General features: G+C 70.3%; 23 protein-coding genes. 9 read left to right on the plus strand and 14 right to left on the minus strand.

Annotation, left to right across the window (positions count from 1 at the left end; genetic code table 11):
• Positions 1-5: 5 nt before the first annotated feature.
• The 7 genes from ACTH43_RS14940 to arfB form a co-directional block, all read right to left on the minus strand.
• Positions 6-350, minus strand: a complete 345-nt coding sequence (locus tag ACTH43_RS14940; RefSeq protein ID WP_441445691.1) for a TraR/DksA family transcriptional regulator — start codon at positions 348-350, stop codon at positions 6-8.
• 242 nt (positions 351-592) lie between these two features.
• Positions 593-1,102, minus strand: a complete 510-nt coding sequence (locus ACTH43_RS14945; RefSeq protein WP_441445692.1) for a flavin reductase family protein — start codon at positions 1,100-1,102, stop codon at positions 593-595.
• Positions 1,095-1,859, minus strand: coding sequence for a dihydrofolate reductase family protein (locus ACTH43_RS14950; RefSeq protein WP_441445693.1), 765 nt, complete (start codon positions 1,857-1,859; stop codon positions 1,095-1,097). Before ACTH43_RS14950 ends, ACTH43_RS14945 begins: the two co-directional genes overlap by 8 nt.
• A 61-nt stretch (positions 1,860-1,920) precedes the next feature.
• Complete coding sequence (locus tag ACTH43_RS14955; protein WP_441445694.1) at positions 1,921-2,544, minus strand: DUF3152 domain-containing protein; 624 nt, start codon at positions 2,542-2,544, stop codon at positions 1,921-1,923.
• 27 nt (positions 2,545-2,571) lie between these two features.
• Positions 2,572-2,775 (minus strand): hypothetical protein, encoded by a 204-nt coding sequence (locus ACTH43_RS14960; protein ID WP_441445695.1) that lies wholly within the window; start codon positions 2,773-2,775, stop codon positions 2,572-2,574.
• 151 nt (positions 2,776-2,926) lie between these two features.
• Positions 2,927-3,526: a 1-acyl-sn-glycerol-3-phosphate acyltransferase gene (locus ACTH43_RS14965; RefSeq protein ID WP_441445696.1), complete on the minus strand. Its 600-nt coding sequence runs from the start codon at positions 3,524-3,526 to the stop codon at positions 2,927-2,929.
• A gap of 71 nt (positions 3,527-3,597) precedes the next feature.
• Positions 3,598-4,038, minus strand: a complete 441-nt coding sequence (arfB, locus tag ACTH43_RS14970; protein ID WP_441445697.1) for an alternative ribosome rescue aminoacyl-tRNA hydrolase ArfB — start codon at positions 4,036-4,038, stop codon at positions 3,598-3,600.
• Positions 4,039-4,225: 187 nt separating this feature from the next.
• Between arfB and ACTH43_RS14975 the strand changes: the two genes are divergently transcribed.
• The 3 genes from ACTH43_RS14975 (at position 4,226) to ACTH43_RS14985 (ending at position 6,026) form a co-directional block, all read left to right on the plus strand.
• Positions 4,226-4,972, plus strand: a complete 747-nt coding sequence (locus ACTH43_RS14975; RefSeq protein WP_441445698.1) for a hypothetical protein — start codon at positions 4,226-4,228, stop codon at positions 4,970-4,972.
• 104 nt (positions 4,973-5,076) lie between these two features.
• Positions 5,077-5,679, plus strand: coding sequence for a GrpB family protein (locus tag ACTH43_RS14980; RefSeq protein ID WP_441445699.1), 603 nt, complete (start codon positions 5,077-5,079; stop codon positions 5,677-5,679).
• Between the two features lie 32 nt (positions 5,680-5,711).
• On the plus strand, positions 5,712-6,026 hold the full coding sequence (locus tag ACTH43_RS14985; protein WP_441445700.1) for a 4a-hydroxytetrahydrobiopterin dehydratase: 315 nt from the start codon (positions 5,712-5,714) through the stop codon (positions 6,024-6,026).
• A gap of 156 nt (positions 6,027-6,182) precedes the next feature.
• Here the strand turns inward: ACTH43_RS14985 and ACTH43_RS14990 are convergent, their stop codons facing one another.
• The gene (locus ACTH43_RS14990; RefSeq protein WP_441445701.1) at positions 6,183-7,748 is read right to left on the minus strand and encodes an alkaline phosphatase D family protein; all 1,566 of its coding nucleotides are present in this window, start codon (positions 7,746-7,748) and stop codon (positions 6,183-6,185) included.
• A gap of 284 nt (positions 7,749-8,032) precedes the next feature.
• Here ACTH43_RS14990 and ACTH43_RS14995 point away from each other — a divergent pair, with 284 nt between their 5' ends.
• Both ACTH43_RS14995 and ACTH43_RS15000 read left to right on the plus strand, forming a co-directional pair.
• On the plus strand, positions 8,033-10,324 hold the full coding sequence (locus tag ACTH43_RS14995; protein ID WP_441445702.1) for a sodium-translocating pyrophosphatase: 2,292 nt from the start codon (positions 8,033-8,035) through the stop codon (positions 10,322-10,324).
• 155 nt (positions 10,325-10,479) lie between these two features.
• Positions 10,480-10,776 (plus strand): hypothetical protein, encoded by a 297-nt coding sequence (locus ACTH43_RS15000; protein WP_441445703.1) that lies wholly within the window; start codon positions 10,480-10,482, stop codon positions 10,774-10,776.
• Between the two features lie 178 nt (positions 10,777-10,954).
• On the opposite strand, the gene ACTH43_RS15005 is transcribed toward ACTH43_RS15000, so the two are convergent.
• Positions 10,955-11,083 carry a TraR/DksA C4-type zinc finger protein gene (locus tag ACTH43_RS15005; protein WP_441445704.1) on the minus strand — a complete coding sequence of 43 codons (129 nt, stop codon included), beginning with the start codon at positions 11,081-11,083 and terminating at the stop codon, positions 10,955-10,957.
• Between the two features lie 6 nt (positions 11,084-11,089).
• On the opposite strand from ACTH43_RS15005, the gene ACTH43_RS15010 reads away from it, so the two are divergent.
• The 3 genes from ACTH43_RS15010 (at position 11,090) to ACTH43_RS15020 (ending at position 13,913) form a co-directional block, all read left to right on the plus strand.
• Positions 11,090-12,040: an L-lactate dehydrogenase gene (locus ACTH43_RS15010; protein WP_441445705.1), complete on the plus strand. Its 951-nt coding sequence runs from the start codon at positions 11,090-11,092 to the stop codon at positions 12,038-12,040.
• A 152-nt stretch (positions 12,041-12,192) separates the two neighbouring features.
• Positions 12,193-13,794, plus strand: a complete 1,602-nt coding sequence (locus ACTH43_RS15015) for an L-lactate permease (protein ID WP_441445706.1) — start codon at positions 12,193-12,195, stop codon at positions 13,792-13,794.
• Positions 13,764-13,913, plus strand: coding sequence for a hypothetical protein (locus ACTH43_RS15020; RefSeq protein ID WP_441445707.1), 150 nt, complete (start codon positions 13,764-13,766; stop codon positions 13,911-13,913). The genes ACTH43_RS15015 and ACTH43_RS15020 overlap by 31 nt, the downstream gene beginning before the upstream one ends.
• 36 nt (positions 13,914-13,949) lie before the next feature.
• On the opposite strand, the gene ACTH43_RS15025 is transcribed toward ACTH43_RS15020, so the two are convergent.
• The 4 genes from ACTH43_RS15025 to ACTH43_RS15040 all read right to left on the minus strand — a co-directional run bounded on the left by ACTH43_RS15025 (position 13,950) and on the right by ACTH43_RS15040 (position 18,375).
• The gene (locus ACTH43_RS15025) at positions 13,950-15,644 is read right to left on the minus strand and encodes an alpha-amylase family protein (protein ID WP_441445708.1); all 1,695 of its coding nucleotides are present in this window, start codon (positions 15,642-15,644) and stop codon (positions 13,950-13,952) included.
• A gap of 62 nt (positions 15,645-15,706) precedes the next feature.
• Positions 15,707-16,663, minus strand: coding sequence for a TIGR03885 family FMN-dependent LLM class oxidoreductase (locus tag ACTH43_RS15030; protein WP_441445709.1), 957 nt, complete (start codon positions 16,661-16,663; stop codon positions 15,707-15,709).
• 130 nt (positions 16,664-16,793) lie between these two features.
• A complete protein-coding gene (locus tag ACTH43_RS15035) occupies positions 16,794-17,207 on the minus strand; it encodes a VOC family protein (RefSeq protein WP_441445710.1) in 414 nt (137 codons plus the stop codon).
• A 127-nt stretch (positions 17,208-17,334) separates the two neighbouring features.
• Positions 17,335-18,375, minus strand: a complete 1,041-nt coding sequence (locus ACTH43_RS15040) for an LLM class flavin-dependent oxidoreductase (RefSeq protein ID WP_441445711.1) — start codon at positions 18,373-18,375, stop codon at positions 17,335-17,337.
• A gap of 141 nt (positions 18,376-18,516) precedes the next feature.
• Between ACTH43_RS15040 and ACTH43_RS15045 the strand changes: the two genes are divergently transcribed.
• Entirely contained in the window at positions 18,517-18,654 is a 138-nt protein-coding gene (locus ACTH43_RS15045; RefSeq protein ID WP_441445712.1) for a hypothetical protein, read from the plus strand.
• A gap of 66 nt (positions 18,655-18,720) precedes the next feature.
• Here ACTH43_RS15045 and ACTH43_RS15050 read toward each other — a convergent pair whose 3' ends face one another.
• Positions 18,721-20,028, minus strand: a complete 1,308-nt coding sequence (locus ACTH43_RS15050; RefSeq protein WP_441445713.1) for an acyl-CoA dehydrogenase family protein — start codon at positions 20,026-20,028, stop codon at positions 18,721-18,723.
• Positions 20,029-20,318 lie beyond the last annotated feature (290 nt).

Here is a 20,318-nt window from a genome sequence, read left to right on the forward strand (position 1 = left end):
CGGGCTCACGGCGCGCAGTCGATGCAGGTGGTCGCCTCCGGTCGGGCCACCAGGCGTGCCGGCGCGATGGGGCGACCGCAGGCGCTGCACCGGCCGTCCTCGCCGCGCGACCAGCGAGCGTGCGCGTCGTCGATCGCGGCGAGAGTCTCGAGCGTGTTCTGGCGCAGGCCTTCGAGCCGGGACCACTGGGCGGACAGCGGGACCCCGTCGGGATCGTGCTCATCATCGTCGCTGAGGCCCTCGCGCGTGCGCCGCAGCGCGAAGAGCTCCTGCTCGATGTCCGTCAGGCGCGCGAGCGCCTCCTGCCGACGGGCCGCGATGCTCGCTGCCCGTGACGGTGACGAGTCCATTGCGAGCTCCCTTCAGGTCTGCGGCGAGAGGCTGCTGCCCCCGGTGCGCTGCTCCCAGTGTGCCCCGCCGTCGCGCTGATGACAGATCTTCCCTCGGCGGCTGGGTGCTCGTGTTGCCCCGCGCCCCCGCTCGCCGGGCGGGGCAGGCGAGAGCGCATGACTTCACCCGTGAGCGCGGGCGGGGAGAGGCGCAGGATCTGACTTCGAAGGGCCCGCGCCGGGCCGTCGAACCGGCGGTGGCCTCAGGGCCGGATCGCCCGTTCCTCGGCCGCGTGGCCCGCTCGCAGATGCGCGACCTGGGACATCCGCAGCGGCTCGAAATAACTCGGCGAGCGGGCCGAGCGCAACGTCGTGGTGACGCACATATGGTCCCCGCTGTCGTCGAGAAGGGTGAGTCGCTCGACGAGCATCCGGTGCGGGCAGGCTTCGAGGAGGGGGACCCCGCTCTCGTCGATGCTGATCTCGAGCCCGGAGAACTTGTCCTCGTCCTCGCCGGAGAGGGTCCCGAAGCGCTTCGCGAGGTCGAGGTCCTCGGCGGTGAGGAAGTGGATCGCGAAATGGGTGGCCCGCAGCCCGACCCGGTAGGTGTGGTTCGCCTTGGACAGCCACAGGCAGTAGTGCGCGGCCGAGATGCTCGACTGCGCATGGAAGCCCACCAGGCAGCCGGCCTGCTCACCGTCGGCCGCGGTGGTGACCACGACCATCGCGGGATCGGCTGCGGCCATCAGCTGTGTGAAGGCGTCGTCATTCATCGGCTGAGCCCTTTCGCGGGAGTGTCTCGTAGCGGAGGAACAGCGTGTCCTCCTCGACCATCGCGGCCTTCAGCGCGAAGCTGCTGAGCGGTGCACCCGGAGGGGTGACGCTGACCGGCAGCGGGTCCCCGCCCATCAGGGGGGAGAGGGACAGGCACAGCTCGTCGAGGCGGTCGGCGGCGACCAGCTCGCCGAGCCATCGCGGGCCGCCCTCGCACAGCACCACCCGATCTCCGCGTTCGGCCAGTGCGCGCAGCGCGGTCGCCGGGTCGACCCGGTCCTGGCCGGCGATGATCACCGTCGCCGTCTCACGCACTGCGGCCAGGCGCCGCGGATCGGCGGCGGCGCAGCTGATGACGAGGGTCCGCGCGTCCGCGGGCGCGCCCGCGAAGACGCTCGCGGTGAGATCCAGGTCGAGGCTGCGGCTGACGATCGCGACCGGCGGGGTCGCGGAACGACCGCTGAGCCGACGCTGCTCGCGTGCCTGCTCGGACAGCCGGATCGGCGCGTAGCCCTCGCGGCGCACGGTCTCGGCACCGATCAGCACCACATCGGCGATCTGCCGCATGCGGCGGAACAGCGACTGGTCGGGGGCGGTGGACAGGGCCCCGACGCGCCCGTCGATCGCGGCGGTGCCGTCCAGGCCGGCCACCATGTGCCCGGTCACCCAGCATTCATGTCGGGGTCGGGAGCGGTCCACAGCGAGGTAAGGCTCGAGGGGGTCGGGAACGTGCGCGCCGTGCTCGAGGAGCTCCATCAGGGCACCCTACGCCGCCGGCTGCGGGACGCGATGACGGTGCAGCGGGGGGAGCGGGCGCTCAGCCTGTCGCGCTGGTCGCAGGCCAGGCGTTCGGCGCGCATCCTTCGAGGTCCATGGACTGCTGCAGCATCACGGGCGCGGGTTGCTCGGCTCCGCCGCACTGGGCATGGCTGTGGCCGAGGAGATGACCCACTTCGTGATTGATCATGTAGGCGCGGTACTCCGTGAGGTCGCCATAGGTCGGGGTGGCGTGGAGCCAGCGGTCCGAGTTCAGCGCCACGTCCGGGCCGATGCGGCAGCTCCAGGTCCCTCCGGTCTTCGCCGGCAGGCAGAGCGCATCCACGGTGGGCGGGGACCCCAGTGAGATGGTGAACTCGGCCTCCTCGGCTGTCGCCAGCTGATGGAACGCCACTCCTTCGAGCTCCTGCCAGCCACGGGGATCGGCGAGGACCCGGGCGATCTCCGCCGAAGCCTCCTCGGCACTGACTCCGATGCCGTCCTCGACCCGCACGGCGTAGGTGCGCACCGTCGCACCCTCCGCGGCTGCAGGCGCGGGGGAAGGCTGAGCGAAGGTCCAGGTGCCGGCGCCCACGGTGCCGGTGCGCACCATCGCCTCCTCGTCGGCCGGGCCGTCTCCTTCAGCCTCCGGGGTGCCTTCGGCCTCCGGGGTGAGCGTCTCCACGGTCGCTCCGCCAGCATCCGACGGGCCCTAGCCGCCGGCGTCGTCGGTCGCGGACGCGGTGCGGGAGCTCGAGCCGGGGTTCTGAGAGTCCTCGTCCCCGCCGAGTGCCCGGACCACGGCGACCAGCGCCAGGATCAGCAGCGCGACCAGCAGCAGCACCAGGCCGGAACGGACCAGCCGGCCGCGCCGGGTGAGCCGGAGCTGGGGACGAGGAGCGGAGGGCGGGGGCACAGGCTCACGCTAGAGGACCGGACCGGCTGCGCGACGGAGAAACGCGGGACCCGGGAAGCGGTCTCCACCCTGATAGCCTGGGGCGATGAGCTGCCGCGTCGTCGGCATCGACTCACCGTGCCCGCGACGCCGGGGCTCCTGGCCGCTCGATTCAGGCGGGGTCGGGAGATGCGGGGTCCGTGGTCGTGCCCTCTTCCCGCAGACGCGGTTCGACCCGCATCGACGGGTGATAGCCGGTCTTGTCCGCGTAGAAGTCACGGATCCGGTCCATGTCCGCACCGATGTCGCCGGTGAGTTCGAGGCTCGGGCCCAGTCCGGCGGTCATCGTGGTGCGGTCCACATATCCGAGCACCACCGGCAGCCCGGTGGTGCGGGCGATGCGGTAGAAGCCGGACTTCCAATGGGTGTGCGCGCCGCGGGTCCCGTCGGGCGTGACCACCAGGCCGAACACCTCACCGGCGTGCACCCGGGCCACCACTTCGTCGACCACCTTGCTCGGGTCCGAGCGGTCCACCGGGATCCCGCCCAGAGCCCGCATGATCGGGCCCCTCCACGAAGTGAACAGCGTGTGCTTCCCCAGCCAGCGCAGCGGCAGCCGCAACTTCCAGGAGATCGCGAGCATGAACGCGAAGTCCCAGTTGGAGGTGTGCGGGGCGCCGAGGATGACAGCGGGCTGGCGCGGAGCCGGTTCGGTGACGAGCGTCCAGGGGCTGAGGGCCCAGAAGGCGCGGGCGAGGAGGCGACGGAGCATGGGCTCAACCTAGACGAGGTGGGGGAGCCGAGGGAGCAGAACGCGCAGGCCGTCGCCGCATCTCCAGGAGATCACTCCCCTCCGGGCCGGCGCCTGGTGCGTTTGAGGTCCGCCCGTCGGCTCTTCGCCTCGAGCCGCCGACGTTTCGAGCCCTTCGTGGGGCGAGTCGCCCGGCGCACCACGGGAGGGGCGACAGCCTCCCGCAGCAGTGCTGCGAGACGCTCCCGTGCCGCCCGGCGGTTCTGTCGTTGTGAGCGCTGCTCCGATGCGGTCACGGTGAGGACTGTGCCCGCGAGCTTCCCGGAGAGCCGGGACAGGATCCGTGCCCGCTGGACCGCGTCGAGCGCGGTGGTGGTGGCGAGGTCCAGGCTCAGCTGCACCCGGGAATCGGTGGTGTTGACTCCCTGCCCGCCGGGGCCGGAGGCGTGGGAGAACTGCTCGTCCAGCTCAGCGGCCGGCACCCGCAGGCCGCGCGGTGCGCCGGGGCCCGGGGTGACCAGCAGATCGTCCATACCTCCAGTCTGGCCGACGGGCGGGCGGGAAGGCGCCGGCCGGAGCGTGGGATTGCACGCGTCGACCGCTCCTGACGCGAGCTGCCGGTCAGCGCGCGCCGCCAGTCACCGCGCACTGCTGGCCACCGCGGACTGCTGGCCACCGCGGGCCATGGACGCGGCGGCGCGCAGCGGGCACGATGGCCGTATGACTGAGTCAGCGGGGGCGGCGCACAGTCCAGAGTCGAGCGCCGAGGGGACGGCGCGCACTCGTCGCCCGGCGGTGGCATGGGATCCGGGCGCCGACACGCTCATCGCACTGCTCACCCTCCTGGGATTCTGGGCCTCCTACTGGGCGGGAACCACGATCCATTCCGTGTTCCTCTACGCCGGGATCCTGCTGCTGGGCACTCTGGTGCCGGCGTGGGTGGTGCTGCATCGCCGCCGCGAGGGGCTCGCGGGACTCGGCATCACCCGCCGCTTCCTGGCTCGGTCCCTGGTCATCTCCGCGGTGCTGGGAGTCGGCTCCGCCTATCAGCTGGTCATGCTGTCCGCCGAGCAGGGGATCCCGGTGCTCCCGCACCTGCTCGGGAACCTGATGGTGCTGTGGGAGCCGCTGTTCGTCTTCGGCTGGCTCTTCCTACGCTGGGAGCGCGCCTTCGGCTGGCTGCCGGCGATCGGACTGACCGGCGCGGGCTTCACGCTCCAACACGTGGGCAGCGTCCCGCTGCTCGCGGCGCTGAGCTTCGGCGCCTTCGCACTCGTCTTCGCCGTCGTGTTCGCCCTGGTGCGGAACCTGCTGATCCTGTGGCCGCTGTTCTACCCGGTCGCCAGCGGGATCGGCACTCTGCAGTCCGGCTTCGCGATGGACTGGGGCGACGTGGTGATCGGGGCGGCGCTGCTGGTGGTCCAGCTCGCGATCATCCTCGGGGTGTGGAGGACTCGCCGCCTATAGTCGCCTCGGCACCGCTCGTCGCTCCGGCACCGCTCGTTGCCTCGGCACCGCCGAGACCGGTATCGGTGCCGGTGAGACCGTCAGGAGTCGAGCAGGTGGAACCGATGACCCTTCCTTTCCAGCGCAGCGAGCACGCGGCACCGATGGCACCCGCGCTCGCCGCCGCGCTGCGCGATGCCGATCTCGGCGTGCGCCGAGGCGTCGTGGAGCTCTCGGAGCCCTCGCCCCGCTGGGCCCGGACATTCGCCGGGCTGGTCGACGCGCTGACACCCACCCGCCCGGTCGACGCCCTCGCCCTCGAACACATCGGGTCCACCTCAGTGCCCGGCCTGCCCGCCAAAGCGATCCTCGACGTGGCGATCGGTCAGCGGCCCGGCTCGGACCCGCTGCCGCTGCACGGGTGGCTGATGCGCGCCGGGCATCTCTACCGCGGCGAAGCCGATGGGAACCGCCCCGATCGGATCTACGCCCTCGAGCTCGAGCCTGGAGTGCGGCTGGTCAATGTCCACGTGCTCGACCACGGTGATGAGCAGTGGCGCCGCTATCTCGCCTTCCGCGATCACCTGCGCACCCACCCGGCGGAGCGCGATGCCTATGCGAAGTGCAAGCGGCGCCTGGCCAGGGAGCACCCCGAGGACCGGCTCGCGTACGTGCAGGCCAAGGGCTCGTTCATCACCGGCCGAGATACCGGAACCTCCGAGGGGTAGCCGCGCGACCACCACCGGGGCACGATGGAGCCATGGCTGATTCGAAGAAAGTTCTGTCCTCCACCGAGATCGCCGACGCCGCCCTCGAAGGCTGGCAGCAGGACGGCGAGACGCTCACCGCCGGCTTCGCCACCGGTGATTTCGCCACCGGTCTCGATCTTGTGAACCGCATCGGTGCCGCCGCAGAGAAGGCGAACCATCACCCGGACCTCACCCTCACCTATCCGGAGGTCACGGTGACGCTGACGAGCCACGACGTCGGTGGCGTCACCAGCCGCGACCTGGAGCTTGCCCGCGTCATCAGCGGTTATGCCGCGCAGCTCGACATCGCCGCCTCGCAAGGCTGAACCGCCTCGCCCGGCTGAACCCGCCTCGCCATGCTGAACGGCCGTGCCAGGCTGAATGGCTGCGCCAGGCTGAATGGCTGCGCACAGCTGAACGGCCGCGTGACGCTGAACGGATTCGGGGCGGGGTGCAGCGAGCGGTGAGCAGGAGCTCGCCGCTCACACGCGATGCGCCCCGGCGACCCCGGTCTCGATCACGAAGGAGGCGTCCGTCTCGCGCGGCGCATCCGCAGTGGAGACGTACTCCACGGTGTGGAAATCAGCCCGGAACTGCTCGGGGGAGACCTCACAGGTGACATAGCCGCGACGATCCTGGCGGTAGTGCATGTACGGCATGTCGCTCTGCCACAGCTCGAGCTGGCCGTCGGAGACGTTCATCCCGTCGCCGTTGGAGGTGACCGAGGTGACCACCACCTCGCTTCCGAGGACAGGGCTCGCATCGTCCTCGAAGTCTCGGCGCAGGTCGTTGAGGTAGTGGCAGTGGACATCCCCGGTGAGGACCACGAAGTTCTCGATCTCACGCTCGGCGACGAGGCCGAGGACCCTGTCGCGGGACCCCTGGTACCCGTCCCAGCCGTCGTTGTACGCGCCGGGCCCGCCGACCTTGTAGTCCATGTTCGCGAAGAAGATCTGCTGCGGCACCACATTCCACACAGCGCGTGATTCCACCAGACTCTGCTCGAGCCAGCGGTGCTGCTCCTCGCCGAGCATGTCGGTGGCCCACTGCTCGGGGCCCACCATGTCCTTCTTCCCGCCGTAGGGCTGCGGGTCGCGGTACTGGCGGGTGTCCAGCACGCTGAACCGCGCGAGATCCCCGTAGTCGAATCCGCGGTACAGCGGCAAGGCGGTGTCCACCGGCTTGCGGAAGCGGCGCAGGGGCATGTGCTCCCAGTACGCCTGGTAGGCCGCGGTGCGGCGCGCTGTGAAGTCCGCGGTGGAGGCATTTCCCTGGCCCGGGTCGTCGTTCTCCGGGGACATGCCCGCGTAGTTGTTGTCCACTTCGTGGTCGTCCCAGGTCACGATCCAGGGCGCGGCGGCGTGGGCCGCCTGCAGGTCCTTGTCGGTCTTCTGCTGGGCGTGGCGGCGGCGATACTCGCCCAGGGTGTGAATCTCATCGCCCTCGTGGCGTCGCACCCCGCCCTGCTTCCCGGCCGCGTACTCGTAGAGGTAGTCGCCCAGGCAGAACACCACGTCCAGATCGTCCTGGGCCAGGTGCTTGTAGGCGGTGAACCACCCCTGCTCGAAGCTCGCACAGGAGGTGACGCCGAAGGAGATCGGGCTCAGGGATCCGGCCGCCGGTGCGGTGCGGGTGCGACCTGCGGGGGAGATCTCTCCACCGACCCGGAAGCGGTACCAGTACGGCGTCCCCGGTGCGAGCCCTCCCACCTCGACGTGCACGCTGTGGGCCTCCTCGGGCAGTGCCTGCACGGTCCCGCTCTGCAGGACGGTCGCGAAGTCGTCGTCCTCCGCGATCTCCCACTCGACCTCGACGGTGCGCTGCGGCATCCCGCCGTCCTCGAGCAGCGGTTCCGGGGCGAGGCGGGTCCACAGCACCACCGAGTCCGGCAGCGGATCACCGGAGGCGACCCCGAGGGTGAACGGTGCGGCGACCCGGCCGGCGGTCAGCGCGAGGATCGAGGCGGGGACGGCGAGACCCGCACCGAGCGCGGCACCGCCGATGAGCATGGTGCGGCGGCTGGGACGGGTGAGGAGAGGAAGGGGCACGGGTACTCCAGATCGGGAACGAGCCGTGTCGTCAACGGCCCCGACCACCGTAGGAGCGCACCCCTCCGCAGTTCACGGGAGGGACCATGACCATGCGGTGAACATCCTCGGAACGGCTGAGTTCAGGTTCCATCAGCACGGCGGCCTGCGCCCCGCCGGATGCGCCGAAAGGGTATTCCTGGGGGCCGATCGCGGCTACAGTTCGCGCACCAGGTCCGTCGTGCCCGATGACGAGCGCGGCGGGATGAAGGACCCCATACCCACGACGACGTGCGGAGGACCTCATGACACCGGATTCCCTCACCCTCTCCCCGGCGAGCCTCACCACGGTCGGGGTGATCGTGGTGATCGCCCTGATCGCGATCGCGATGGCCCTCCGATTCCGCACCGAGGTGCTGCGCGCCAAGACCGGCACCGACGCCATGAACGAGGTCGCCGCGGCGGTCCAGGAGGGCGCCGCCGCGTACCTCCGTCGTCAGCTGCGCACCCTGGGCGTCTTCGCCGTGCTCACCTTCCTGCTGCTCCTGCTGCTGCCCACCCACGGCGCCACCGGCACCGAGGGGATGCTGCTGCGCGTCGCCCGCTCGGTCGCCTTCCTGGTCGGTGCGGGGTTCTCGGGCCTGATCGGCTACCTCGGGATGTGGCTCGCAGTGCGCGCGAACGTGCGGGTCGCCGCAGCGGCGCACGAGGTCGGCCGAGATCCGGCGATGCTCATCGCCGTGCGCACCGGGGCCTGCGTCGGGATGGCGACGATAGGCTTCGGCCTGCTCGGCGCGGGGATCGTGGTGCTCCTCTTCCGCGGGGACGCCGCCCTGGTGCTCGAGGGCTTCGGCTTCGGCGCCGCGATGGTCGCGATGTTCATGCGCGTCGGCGGCGGCATCTTCACCAAGGCCGCCGACGTCGGCGCCGACCTGGTCGGCAAGCTCGAGAAGAACATCCCCGAGGACGATCCCCGCAACGCCGCGACCATCGCGGACAACGTCGGCGACAACGTGGGGGACTGCGCCGGGATGGCGGCGGACCTCTTCGAGTCCTATGCCGTGACCCTCGTCGCCGCGCTCATCCTGGGCCGGGCCGCCTTCGGGGAGGCCGGCATGGTCTTCCCCCTCATCGTCCCCGCGATCGGTGTGCTCACCGCCCTGATCGGCATCTACCTCACCACCCCGAAGCGGGGCCAGAGCGCCCTGACCACGATCCGCCGCTCCTTCCTGGTCTCCGCCGCGATCTCCGCGGTGCTGTGCACGATCGCTGCCTTCCTCTACCTCCCCGGCACCTTCGCCGAGCTCGGGATCGAGGAGACCACCGCCGCGATCGACGATCCGCGGATCATCGCTGCCGGAGCCGTGGCGATCGGCATCGCCCTCGGTGTGCTGATCCTCTACCTCACCGGCTACTACACCAGCACCGAGGACCGCCCCGTGCGCCAGGTCGCCGCGACCTCCCGCACCGGCGCCGCGACCGTGGTGCTCTCCGGCTTCTCCCTCGGGCTGGAATCCGCGGTGTTCACCGCGCTGGTCATCGCCGCCGCCGTGTTCGGCGCCTTCCTGCTCGGCGGCTCCGGCATCGCCGGCCTGTTCGCGATCGCGCTCGCCGGCTGCGGCCTGCTCACCACCGTCGGCGTGATCGTCGCGATGGACACCTTCGGCCCGGTGACCGACAACGCCCAGGGCATCGCCGAGATGTCCGGGGACGTCGATGTCGAGGGCGCCCAGGTGCTCACCGAGCTCGACGCCGTCGGCAACACCACCAAGGCCATCACCAAGGGCATCGCGATCGCGACCGCCGTGCTCGCCGCGACCGCCCTGTTCGGCTCCTACACCGACGCGATCCGTGATGTGCTCGGGGACCGCTACCAGGACTTCCTGGATCAGTCCGTCGTCTTCTCCCCGCAGACCCTGGTCGGCGTGATCATCGGCGGCGCCGTGGTGTTCCTGTTCTCCGGCCTCGCGATCAGCGCCGTCGGCCGGGCCGCCGGTGCTGTGGTGTATGAGGTGCGCCGCCAGTTCCGCGAGATCGCCGGGATCATGGAGGGCACCGCGAAGCCCGAGTACGGGCGGGTGGTGGACATCGTCACCCGCGACTCGCTGCGGGAGCTCGCCACCCCCGGCCTGCTCGCCGTCGCCGCCCCGATCGCCGTCGGCTTCGGCCTCGGAGCGCCGGCCCTCGCCGGCTATCTCGCCGGCGCCATCGCCACCGGCGTGCTGATGGCGATCATGCTCGCCAACTCCGGCGGAGCCTGGGACAACGCCAAGAAGCTCGTGGAGGACGGCCACCACGGCGGCAAGGGCTCGCTCGCACATGAGGCCACCATCATCGGAGACACCGTCGGCGATCCGTTCAAGGACACCGCCGGCCCCTCCATCAACCCGCTGCTCAAGGTGATGAACCTGGTCGCGGTGCTGATCGCCCCCGCCGTGGTCGGGATGAGCGCGCTCAGCGGCGAAGAGAACCCGCTGCGCTACCTGATCGCCGCCGCGGCCGTCCTCGCCATCGCCGTGACGGTGACGATCTCCATCCGCCGCGGCGTGGTCCTGGATGCCGAGGTGGAGAACGGCGCCAGGTCGGACCTCTCCTGAACCGAATCCCGGCGGTGGTCGCTCCGCTCGAGGACACCCCCGGGGCCGCCGAGACCGCCGAGGATCGACGCCTCGACGTCCGGGAGGGCGAGCCGGGCTCAGGCCCGCGTGACTCGCCCTCGAAGGGGTAGCGCCGGAGTGCTTAGCATGAGCCCATGAACCACTTGCCTGCCAGCAGCTCCGCCGATGCAGCCGCAGCCGACTCCCGTCGCGTCCAGCAGGAGCGGCAGCGCTTCTTCATCGCGTTCGCCGTGATGGAGGGGATCGTGCTCGCGCTCGCGGCCGTCCTGATCTATGTCCTCGAGCTGATCGACCCCGCGCTGGGGCACTGGGTGCTCATCGCGATCGCACTCCTCGGGGGCGGCATCCTCAGCACTTACCTGGTCATCTCCATGCGCCCGAGTCGGCAGGGGTCGGCACCTGTGTCCGGTGCTGGGGATCGCAGCGTGTAGACGAGGGGACGGTTCCGAGGTCCGTCAGGAGTCCGCCCTTGTCGAAGAGCCTCGGGTTCGCCGCGAACCGGGGCCCTCCGGCACGGCGCAGATCCATCGGCATCTCGCGGGGGCCGCGAGCGCAGGCGCGGCGCGGGGAGCTGCTCGGCGCCGGGCCGCATCGTCCCGACGGCCGGGCTCACGGCGCGCAGTCGATGCACCTCGTCGCCTCGGGCCGGGCCACGAGCCGGGCCGGAGCGATGGGCCTGGGCCGACCACACGGTAAGGGCCTTGGTCCCTGAGGTACGCCCTGCCTTCTTACTAACATGACAACATGATCGAGAACTCAAAACTCACCGTCATCGGAGCCGGCGCCGTCGGCTCCAGCGTCGCCTACGCGGCCCTCATCCGCGGGTCCGCCCGCCACGTCGCGCTGTATGACATCAACGCCGAGAAGACCGAGGCGGAGGTGCTGGACCTCGCCCACGGCACTTTGTTCACCCGCGGCGGCGACATCATCGGCGGCTCGGACATCGCTGTGGCCGAGGGATCGCACGTCGTGGTCATCACCGCCGGTGCCAAGCAGAAGCCCGGCCAGACCCGCATCGAACTGGCCGCGACGAATGCGAAGATCGTCCGCTCCCTCATGCGTCAGACTCTCGAGGTCGCGCCCGACGCCGTCTTCGTCATCGTCACCAACCCCTGCGACGTGCTGACCATGCTCGCCCACGAGGGCTCCGGGCTCCCGGCCGAGCGCGTCTTCTCCTCCGGCACCGTGCTGGACTCCTCGCGGCTGCGGTGGGAGATCGCGCGCCGCACGAACGTGGCGTCCACCAGCGTGCACGCCCAGATCGTCGGCGAGCACGGGGACACCGAGTTCCCGCTGTGGTCCGCCGCCCGCATCAATGCGGTGCCGATCCTCGACTGGACCGGCGAGGACCGGACGCCGATGTTCACCCCCGAACAGCTCGACCAGATCGCGGTCGACGTGCGCGACGCCGCCTACAAGGTCATCCAGGGCAAGGGCGCCACGAACTACGCCATCGGCCTGTCCAGCGCCCGCATCGTCGAGGCGATCCTCGGCGACGAGAACGCCGTGCTGAACGTCTCCACGGTGCTCTCCGACTTCCACGGCATCGACGGCGTCGCGCTGTCCGTGCCGAGCATCGTCAACTCCTCCGGCGCCCACCCCATCTACGAGACCCCCTTCGACGAGCAGGAGATCGCGAAGCTGCGCGAGTCCGCCGCGGCGCTCGAGAAGGTCGCCGCGGACCTGCGCGACTGATCCGCCGTCGCGATCCACGGGAGGAGCGAGGGACTCCCGCGGATGACCCCACCCCCGACCCCCGGGGACCGCGATCCGGTCGCCGCGGGTCGATCCCCTCGTGCCCGCCGGCGTGACACCGTCCCCGGCCCCGATCCAGAGGAACCCCGCACATGTGGATGCAATCCATCGACCCCCTCGGCAACCTGACGCTCTCCGCGCTGGTCGCCGCCCTGCCCATCCTCGTCTTCCTCCTCCTGATGGTGGTCTTCAAGCTCTCGGGAGTGATCTCGGGACTGATCGCCCTGGTGGTCGAGGTGCTCGTCGCACTGCTCGTCTTCGGCATGCCGGCCTCGGCCGTGGCCGGCGCCGGGCTCTCCGGCCTGCTCACCGCGATCTGGCCGATCGCCTACATCATCGTGATGGCGGTGTGGCTCTACCGCCTGGCCGTGTTCTCGGGCCGCTTCGACATCATCCGCTCCTCGATCGGAGCGATCTCCGCTGACCAGCGGGTGCAGGTGCTGCTGATCAGCTTCGGCTTCGGCGCCTTCCTCGAGGGGGTGGCAGGCTTCGGCGTCCCCATCGCGATCTGCGCCGCCCTGCTGGTGCAGCTCGGTTTCACGCCCATCAGGGCCGCGGTGATCTCGCTGGTCGCGAACGCCGGTGCCGGCGCCTACGGCGCGATCGGCATCCCGGTGCTGGTCGGCGCCCAGGTGACCGGCCTGGACGTCATGGAGCTCTCCCGCGCTCTGGTCATCGTGCTGCAGCCGCTGACGTTCCTGATCCCGTTCTTGCTGGTGGTGATGATGGACGGGCTGCGGGGACTGCGCGAGACCTTCCCGCTCACCCTGGTGGTCTCCGTGGTCTTCAGCGGGGTGCAGGGCGGGGTGCTGTGGTTCCTCGGCCCCGAACTGGCGGACATCGGCGCGGGCCTGGCGGCGATGGTGGCCGTCTTCGCCGTGAGCCGGGTGTGGAAGCCGCGACGGATCTACCGCGAGAACGACTCCCCGATCCCCGAGGCCGAGAAGCACAGCTTCCACGAGGTGGTGGTGGCCTGGAGCCCCTTCTACATCCTCTCCGGCTTCATCCTGCTATGGTCGCTGCCCCCGGTGAAGGAGCTGTTCGCCACCGGCGCCCTCGCCGCCACCACCCTCCGCGTCCCGCTGCCCGGCCTGACCGGGGAGGTCTCCACCGCCGCCGGCGACCTCGTCGAGTACACCTGGAACGTCTCGATCCTCGGCGCCACCGGTACCGCGATCCTGCTCGCCGTGATCCTCTCCTTCCTCACCACCCCGCAGGTCTCCCTGCGCGAGCTGCTCCGCGAGCTGGGCGGCACCCTCAAGAGCCTGGGCAAGGCGATCGTGCTGATCGCTGTGATCCTGGTGCTCGCCAACATCGCCAACTACTCCGGGGGCTCGACCTCGATGGGCTCGGCGCTGGCCGCCGTCGGACCGCTGTTCCCGCTGATCGCTCCCGTGATCGGCTGGATCGGGGTGTTCCTGACCGGCTCCGTCGTCAACAACAACACCCTGTTCGCTCCGCTGCAGGTCGCCACCGCCGAGGGCATCGGGGCGGCGCCCGCGCTGCTGGTGGGCGGCAACACCGCCGGCGGCACCACCGCGAAGGTCATCTCCCCGCAGTCGATCGCGATCGCCGCTGGCGCGGTGGGCCTGTCCGGCCGGGAGGGCGAGATCCTGCGCCGGGCGATCGCTCCGAGCCTGGGGATGCTGGCCGTCATCTGCGTATGGAACTTCGTGCTCGCGCTGCTGCTGTGAGCGGCGGCGTGGTGCCGGTGCGCGTGGTCTCCACCTGCAGCAGCCGTCCGCGCCAGGTATTCGGCAGCGGGGTCGAGGCCTCCGAGCACATCGACCGGCTGCGCGGCGATCAGGGCTGAGGCACCCGGCCCCGGCACCGCAGTCGTCGGTCCTCGTCACCGCAGCCGTCGGTCCCCCGTGAGCAGCAGTCGCAGCCAGTGGTGGCCGTATCCGCCGACGTCCAGGGTGAGCCGCCCCTCCTGACCGATGGTGTGCCGCTCGCCGCTGAAGAGGTCGAGCACCTCGGTGCCGTCCTCGACCTCGGCAACGTGGACGGTCAGCGTGGTGGCCGCGGGTGCGAGGTTGTGCACCAGCACGGAGGAGGAGGTGCCGCCGCCGAAGGGGTTCCAGGTGCAGCGATGCACGAGCACCGCGGGGGCGTCCGACGCGAGGACCTCGTAGTCGCCCATCCCGACCTCGGGGCATTCCCGGTAGCGGCGGGCGAGCTGCCCGATGAAGGACAGCAGCGAGTCCGGGTCGGAGCGCTGATCCTCGGCGTTGACGTGCTCTGCCCCGTAGGGTCCCCCGGTCACAGGGGCGACGAGAGCGGACGGCTTCGCGACGGAGAAGCCGCCGTTCTTGCCCGCCGTCCACTGCATCGGGGAGCGCACCGAGAGTCGACCGGGGATGTCGAGGTTCTCGCCCATGCCGATCTCCTCGCCGTAGAACAGCACCGGCGTGCCGGGCAGGGCGAACAGCAGCGAGTAGACCATCGTGAGCCGCCGAGGATCGCCGTCGAGCATCGGAGGCAGCCGTCGCCGCAGCCCGCGACCGTACAGCTGCATCTCCTCCTCGGGCCCGAAGGCGTCGAAGACCTCCTGGCGCTCGTCCTCGCTGAGCTTGTCGAGCGTGAGCTCGTCGTGGTTGCGCACGAAGGTCGCGAACTGCCGGGTGGGCTTCAGCGACGGCCGACGGTTCAGTGTGCGCGCCATCTCGGTGGCATCATGCCGAGCCAGCGACAGGTACATCCGCTGCATCAGCTCGAAGTCGAACATCATGGTCAGCTCATCGGCGTCGTCGCCCCCGAAGAACGCCATCTGCTCCTCGTAGGGCAGGTTCACCTCGCCGAGCAGGATCGCATCGCCGCGTCGGCGGCCGATGAAAGCGGAGAGGCTGCGCAGGTACTCGTGGGGGTCGGAGTAGTCGGCGGAGGCGTCCGGCACGATGCCGCGGCTCTCGATGAAGTACGGCACCGCGTCCACCCGGAAGCCGTCCAGGCCAAGCTGCAGCCAGAACCCGATGATCTTCGCGACCTCCTGCTGCACCGCCGGATTGGTGATGTTGAGGTCCGGCTGCTCGGAGTAGAAGTTGTGCAGGTAGTACTGGCCGGCCTTCTCGTCGTAGGTCCACAGCGAGTCCTCTGCGTCGGGGAAGACCACCTGGTCGGAGGTGTCCTCGGGCGGCTCGTCCCGCCACACGTAGTAGTCGCGGTACGGGCTGTCGCGGGACGAGCGAGCCGCTGTGAACCACGGATGCTGGTGGGAGGTGTGGTTGACGACCAGGTCCATGATCACGCGCATCCCGCGGTCCTTCGCCGTGCGGAGCAGCTCCACCAGGTCGCCGTGGTCGCCCAGACGGGGATCCACGCCGTAGTAGTCGATGATGTCGTAGCCGTCGTCACGGCCCTTGGTGGGGTTCAGCGGCATCAGCCACAGACAGGTCACCCCGAGTCCGGCCAGGTAGTCCAGACGCTGCGAGAGGCCGTCGATGTCGCCGACGCCGTCGTCGTTGCCGTCGAAGAACTTCTCGATGTCCAGGCAGTACACGACGGCGGACTTCCACCATTGGTCCGAGGTCTCGGTCTTCAGCACGGGGTCTCCTCACGGGGACGGGAACGGGGCCGGGGTGCGGGGCCCTCACTGCGGGCGGTCGGTCACCGCAGCTGGGGCAGGACCTTCTCGCCGAAGGCCTCCAGGAACGGTCGCTGCTGCTGGCCGACGTGGTGCAGGTACACCTCGTCGAAGCCGAGGGACGCCAAGTCGTGGATCTGCTCGGTGAGCTCGCCGAGGTCGGAGGAGACCAGCACCGCCTCGCGCAGCTGCTCGGAGCCGACTCCGTGCTCGCTGACCGCGTCGTAGGTCGCCACGCGAAGGTCGGTGGAGGCGGGGGAGGGGAAGATGTTGGAGCGCCACTGGTCGTGCGCCACAGCGAACGCCTCCTGTTCGGTCGGGGCCCAGGCCAGGTGGACCTGGAGGATGCGGTGCGGCGCGCCACCGGCATCCGCCCAGCGGTCGAGCATCTCGCGCAGCAGGGACGGATCCTGGTTGATGGTCGCGAGCCCGTCGGCCCAGCGCGCCCCGCGCATCGCGGTGGCCACACTGATCGCCGGCGCGATCAGCGGCGGCCGCGGCTCGGCGAGCTCCCAGACGGTCGCCTCCTCGACCGTGACCAGGCCGTCGTGGGAGACCGTCTCGCCGGCGAGCAGACGACGGATCACCTCGACACTCTCCTCGAGGCGCTGCTGTCGGACGTCCTTGCGGGGCCACCCCTGCCCGGTCACGTGCTCATTGGCGAACTGGCCGGTGCCCAGCGCGGTCCAGAAGCGTCCCGGGAACATCTGCCCGAGGGTGGCGATCGCCTGGGCGACGATCGCGGGGTGGTAGCGCTGCCCGGGGGCGGTGACGGTGCCGAAGGTCAGCTCGGTGGTGGCGAGCGCCGCGCCCAGCCAGGGCCAAGCCATCCCGGCATGCCCCTGCCTCTGCGACCACGGCTCGAGATGGTCCGAGCACATGGCCGCCTGGAATCCGACCTGCTCGGCCAGCTGGACGTCCGCGAGCAGCTGGCGCGGGGAGATCTGCTCGTGGGAGGCATGGAAGCCGTAGACAGTCATGTCGTCGTTCCTAGCAGAGCGCGGCACCGTTCGGAAGTGGTCCGACCGAGAGGCCGGGGAGCCGGGACTCAGCCCGCCGCGGCCTCCAGACGCGCGATGTCGAGCTTGACCTGGGTCATCAGCTCGGCGGTCACCGCCTCGGCGTGGGGCCCGGTGAGCAGGGCGGTGAGCTGCTGCGGCACGATCTGCCAGGACAGCCCGAACCGGTCGACGCACCACCCGCATTGCGACTCGCGCCCGCCGCCGCGACGAGCGCCTCCCACAGCCGGTCGATCTCCGCCTGCGAGTCGACGGTGACCACGATCGAGACCGCTTCGGAGAGGGGGAACTGCGGCCCGCCGTTGAGCAGCATGTACGGGACACCCATGAGTTCGATCTCCACGGTCAGCGCCTGACCGGTCATATCGGGACCGTCCGGTGGTCCGCCGCCCGCCTCGTAGACGCTGCGGCCCAGGAGCTTCGAGCCGGGCAGCAGGGAGACGTAGAACTCGGCGGCCTCGTCGATGTCGCCATCGAACCAGAGACAGGTGCTCACTGTGGTCATGGCGGCATCATCCTCCCTGACCTCGTGGCTACGGAACGGTCAGCACGAAAGATCTGGGAAGGTCGCCTCCTGGTTGACGGTGACGGTGATGTGTGGCATCAGTCCTGAGCGGGATGAGCAGGAGCGGTCACTCAGACCGCGGTGACCAGCCCAGCAGCGGACCGAGCCGCGTTGCGATATCGGTGAGGATCTGCACGTAGTCCTCGTGCTCGAAGCTGAAAGGGAGGGCGAAGGCGACCTCGTCCACCTCGCGGAATCCGGCGTGAGCCCAGAGCTGCTCGGCGATCTCCTGGCTGGTGCCCAGGAGATCCGGGGCGAACATCATGCCGCGGGGTCCCTGCGGGCTGTGGGTGCGAGGCAGTCGCTCCTGGACATAGTCCCGGTACTTCTCCCGCTGCTCCGGGCTCGCCGAGTCCGTGGGGATGACGACCAGGCCCTGGGAGACGCGGGCAGCGGCATTCGGGGCATGTGCCGTGGCGGCCTCCCTGAACGCCCGGATCTGAGCGGCCTGGACGGCGGCGAAGTCCGGATCCTGCCCCTGGTCGGGGAAGATGACGCTGCTGCTGAGCAGGTTCAGCCCATGCTTCCCGGCCCAGGCCGCTGAGCTCATGCTGCCGGCCCCGTACCAGAGCCGGTCTCGCAGCCCGGGGGAGTACGGCTCGACCCGGGAGGAGTACTCCTCGACCACGCCCTGCTTGCCGGAGAGGTCCCGCACCGGCTCACCGGCGAGGAAGCCGGCGAGCTGCTCCACCCGGGCCTTGCTGAAGTCCTCGAGCTCTGCGGTGTGCGGGTAGAGAGCATGCTTGAGGGTCTCGTACTGCATCGGGGTGCCCACGCTGACCCCTGGATTGATCCGGCCCCCGGAGAGCACGTCCACCGTGGCGAGATCCTCGGCCAGCCGCAGCGGGTTCTCCCAGCCCAGCGGGGTCACCGCGGTGCCCAGCTCGATCCGTCGGGTGCGCTGACTGGCCGCGGCCATCACGGCCACGGGGGAGGAGATCCCGAACTGCAGGTGGCGGTGGCGCAGCCAGGCGCTGTCGAACCCCAGCTCCTCACCGAGCTCGATGATCCGCAACGTCGACTCGTGCCCGGCGGCGGGGTCCTCCGGATCGAACAGCCCGATGGTGAGGAAGCCGAGGCGCTGCAGAGACTGGGAACGATCGGGCATCGGGCACCTGTTTCGAGAGGGGAGAACGGGGTGTGGCCAGAGTCCGCATCGTATCGAGCGCGGTCTGGGTCTGGGTCTGGGTCTGGGTCTGGGCCTGCCCGCCCGGTAGCCGGTACGGTCGAGGGCGACCACCATCAGGAGGTGCAGATGCTGAACTGGCTGTTCCGCGCACGACGGATTCGGGGCGATGTCCGTGCCGCCCAGCGAGGGCCGGAAGCGATGGGGGAGCGTGCGGGCCGACGCGCCGCGCACCGCCTGCTCTCACGCCTGCTGCGCTAGCGCCCTCGTCCGGGCGCCGCAGCCGACCGACGGGGAGTGACCTGGTCCCCGTCGGCCGGGCGACGATCAGGCGCCGACGGACACCGTGGAATGGACGGGCACCGGGGAATCGACGGACTCTGTGGAGTCGACGGATGCCGTGGAGTCGACGGGCACCGCGGAAGCGAAGCTCGCTTCCGGGGACTGGCCGCTCACCGTGCCGATCGCCCACTGGAACCCCGGCTCGGTGCCGTTGACCTCCCACGCGCCGATCTCTTTGGCCTTGTACACCCACGGATTATGGGAGGCGACGGTGCGAGCGTTGCGCCAGTGGCGATCCAGCGCCGCAGTCTCGCGCACGGCGGATGCTCCCAGGGCGTCGAACAGTCGGGTCGCCGCCTCCGGCACCAGTCGCGAGGTGACGACCTGGGCACGGGCCGAGGCGATCTCCGCCTCGACCACGGCGGCGCGCGCCTGTTCTCCTCCGTGCAGCGCGGCGTCGTGCGCCGCCTGCACGGCGTCGGCCACCTGAGCGGTGAGGGCGCTCGCGGTATGCGCGACGGCCGAGATCTCCCCGACCACCTGGAGGATCTGCGGATCCTCCCGGACCCGATCGGCGTTGCCGTGACTGTAGGTGCGGGTGCGGGCGGCTACTGCCGCGACCGCATCCGTCTCGATGGCAGAGGCGATCCCCGCCTGCACGGCGAGCAGCACCAGCTGGTAGACGGCCGTCTGGTAGTCGAAGCGATCGGCGAAGGGGATCACATCGCGGGCCTCGAGGCGGGCGTGGTCATAGATGATCGTGCCGGTGCCGGTGAGCTTCTGGCCGAAGCCGTCCCAGTCATCGCTGATGCGCACCCCGGGCTGGGCGAGCGGGACCACGGCGATGTGCTGGCCGCCGTCCGCCGCTTCGACCAGGGTGTCGGAGTAGTCGGCGTAGATCGAGCCGGTCGTGTAGAACTTCTGCCCGGTCACCCCAGCGTGCTCGCCGTCGACAGTGAGCCGAGTGCCGAAGGAGCCACGTTCCACCGAGCCGATCTCCGACCACGCATTGCCGATCACCGCGCCGTCGGCGATCTTCGCGAGCCACCGATCGCGGAACTCGGTGTGCGGAGTGACCAGCAGATCCTCGACGAAGGCGATGTGTCCGCGCCAGATCTGCGGGAGGTTGGAGTCCGCGGCGGCCAGGTCGACCAGCAGCGCGGTCAGCTGCGGGATCGTCGCGCCGAGGCCCCCGGCGTCCACGGGGAGCCGCACGCGCCCGAGACCGGCGTCGGCGAGGGCGCGCACCTCGGCCACCGGCAGGGTCCGGTCCCGTTCCCGGTCCAGGGTGCCGGCGGCGATGGACGTCAGCACGGGGGAGAAGCGGTCACGGAGCTCAGCGATCGTGGTCATAGCGGGCCTTTCGTGGACTCTTACGGTGGGTGATGGCCGACTGTAGGAGCCGCAGAGCGTGGAGGCCAGAGAGCTGTCGCATGCCGTCATGTGGTGACTTCCGGGGTGACGCCCGGGGATGCATCGCAGACGAAGCCGCCCGGTTCTTCGCAGAGCTCTTGGACGGTCTGAGCCCGCGGCGTGACAATATGGTCACGGCGCCGTCGCGTCGAGGCGCCCTCGTCAGTCCCGCAGGGATCTGAATCGGCCCAGGTTTGATGCCGTTGCTGTTTGAGTCCGAGAGGATGGAC

Origin of the sequence: Brachybacterium sp. (assembly GCF_052095815.1) — a bacterium.
Lineage (GTDB): Bacteria > Actinomycetota > Actinomycetes > Actinomycetales > Dermabacteraceae > Brachybacterium.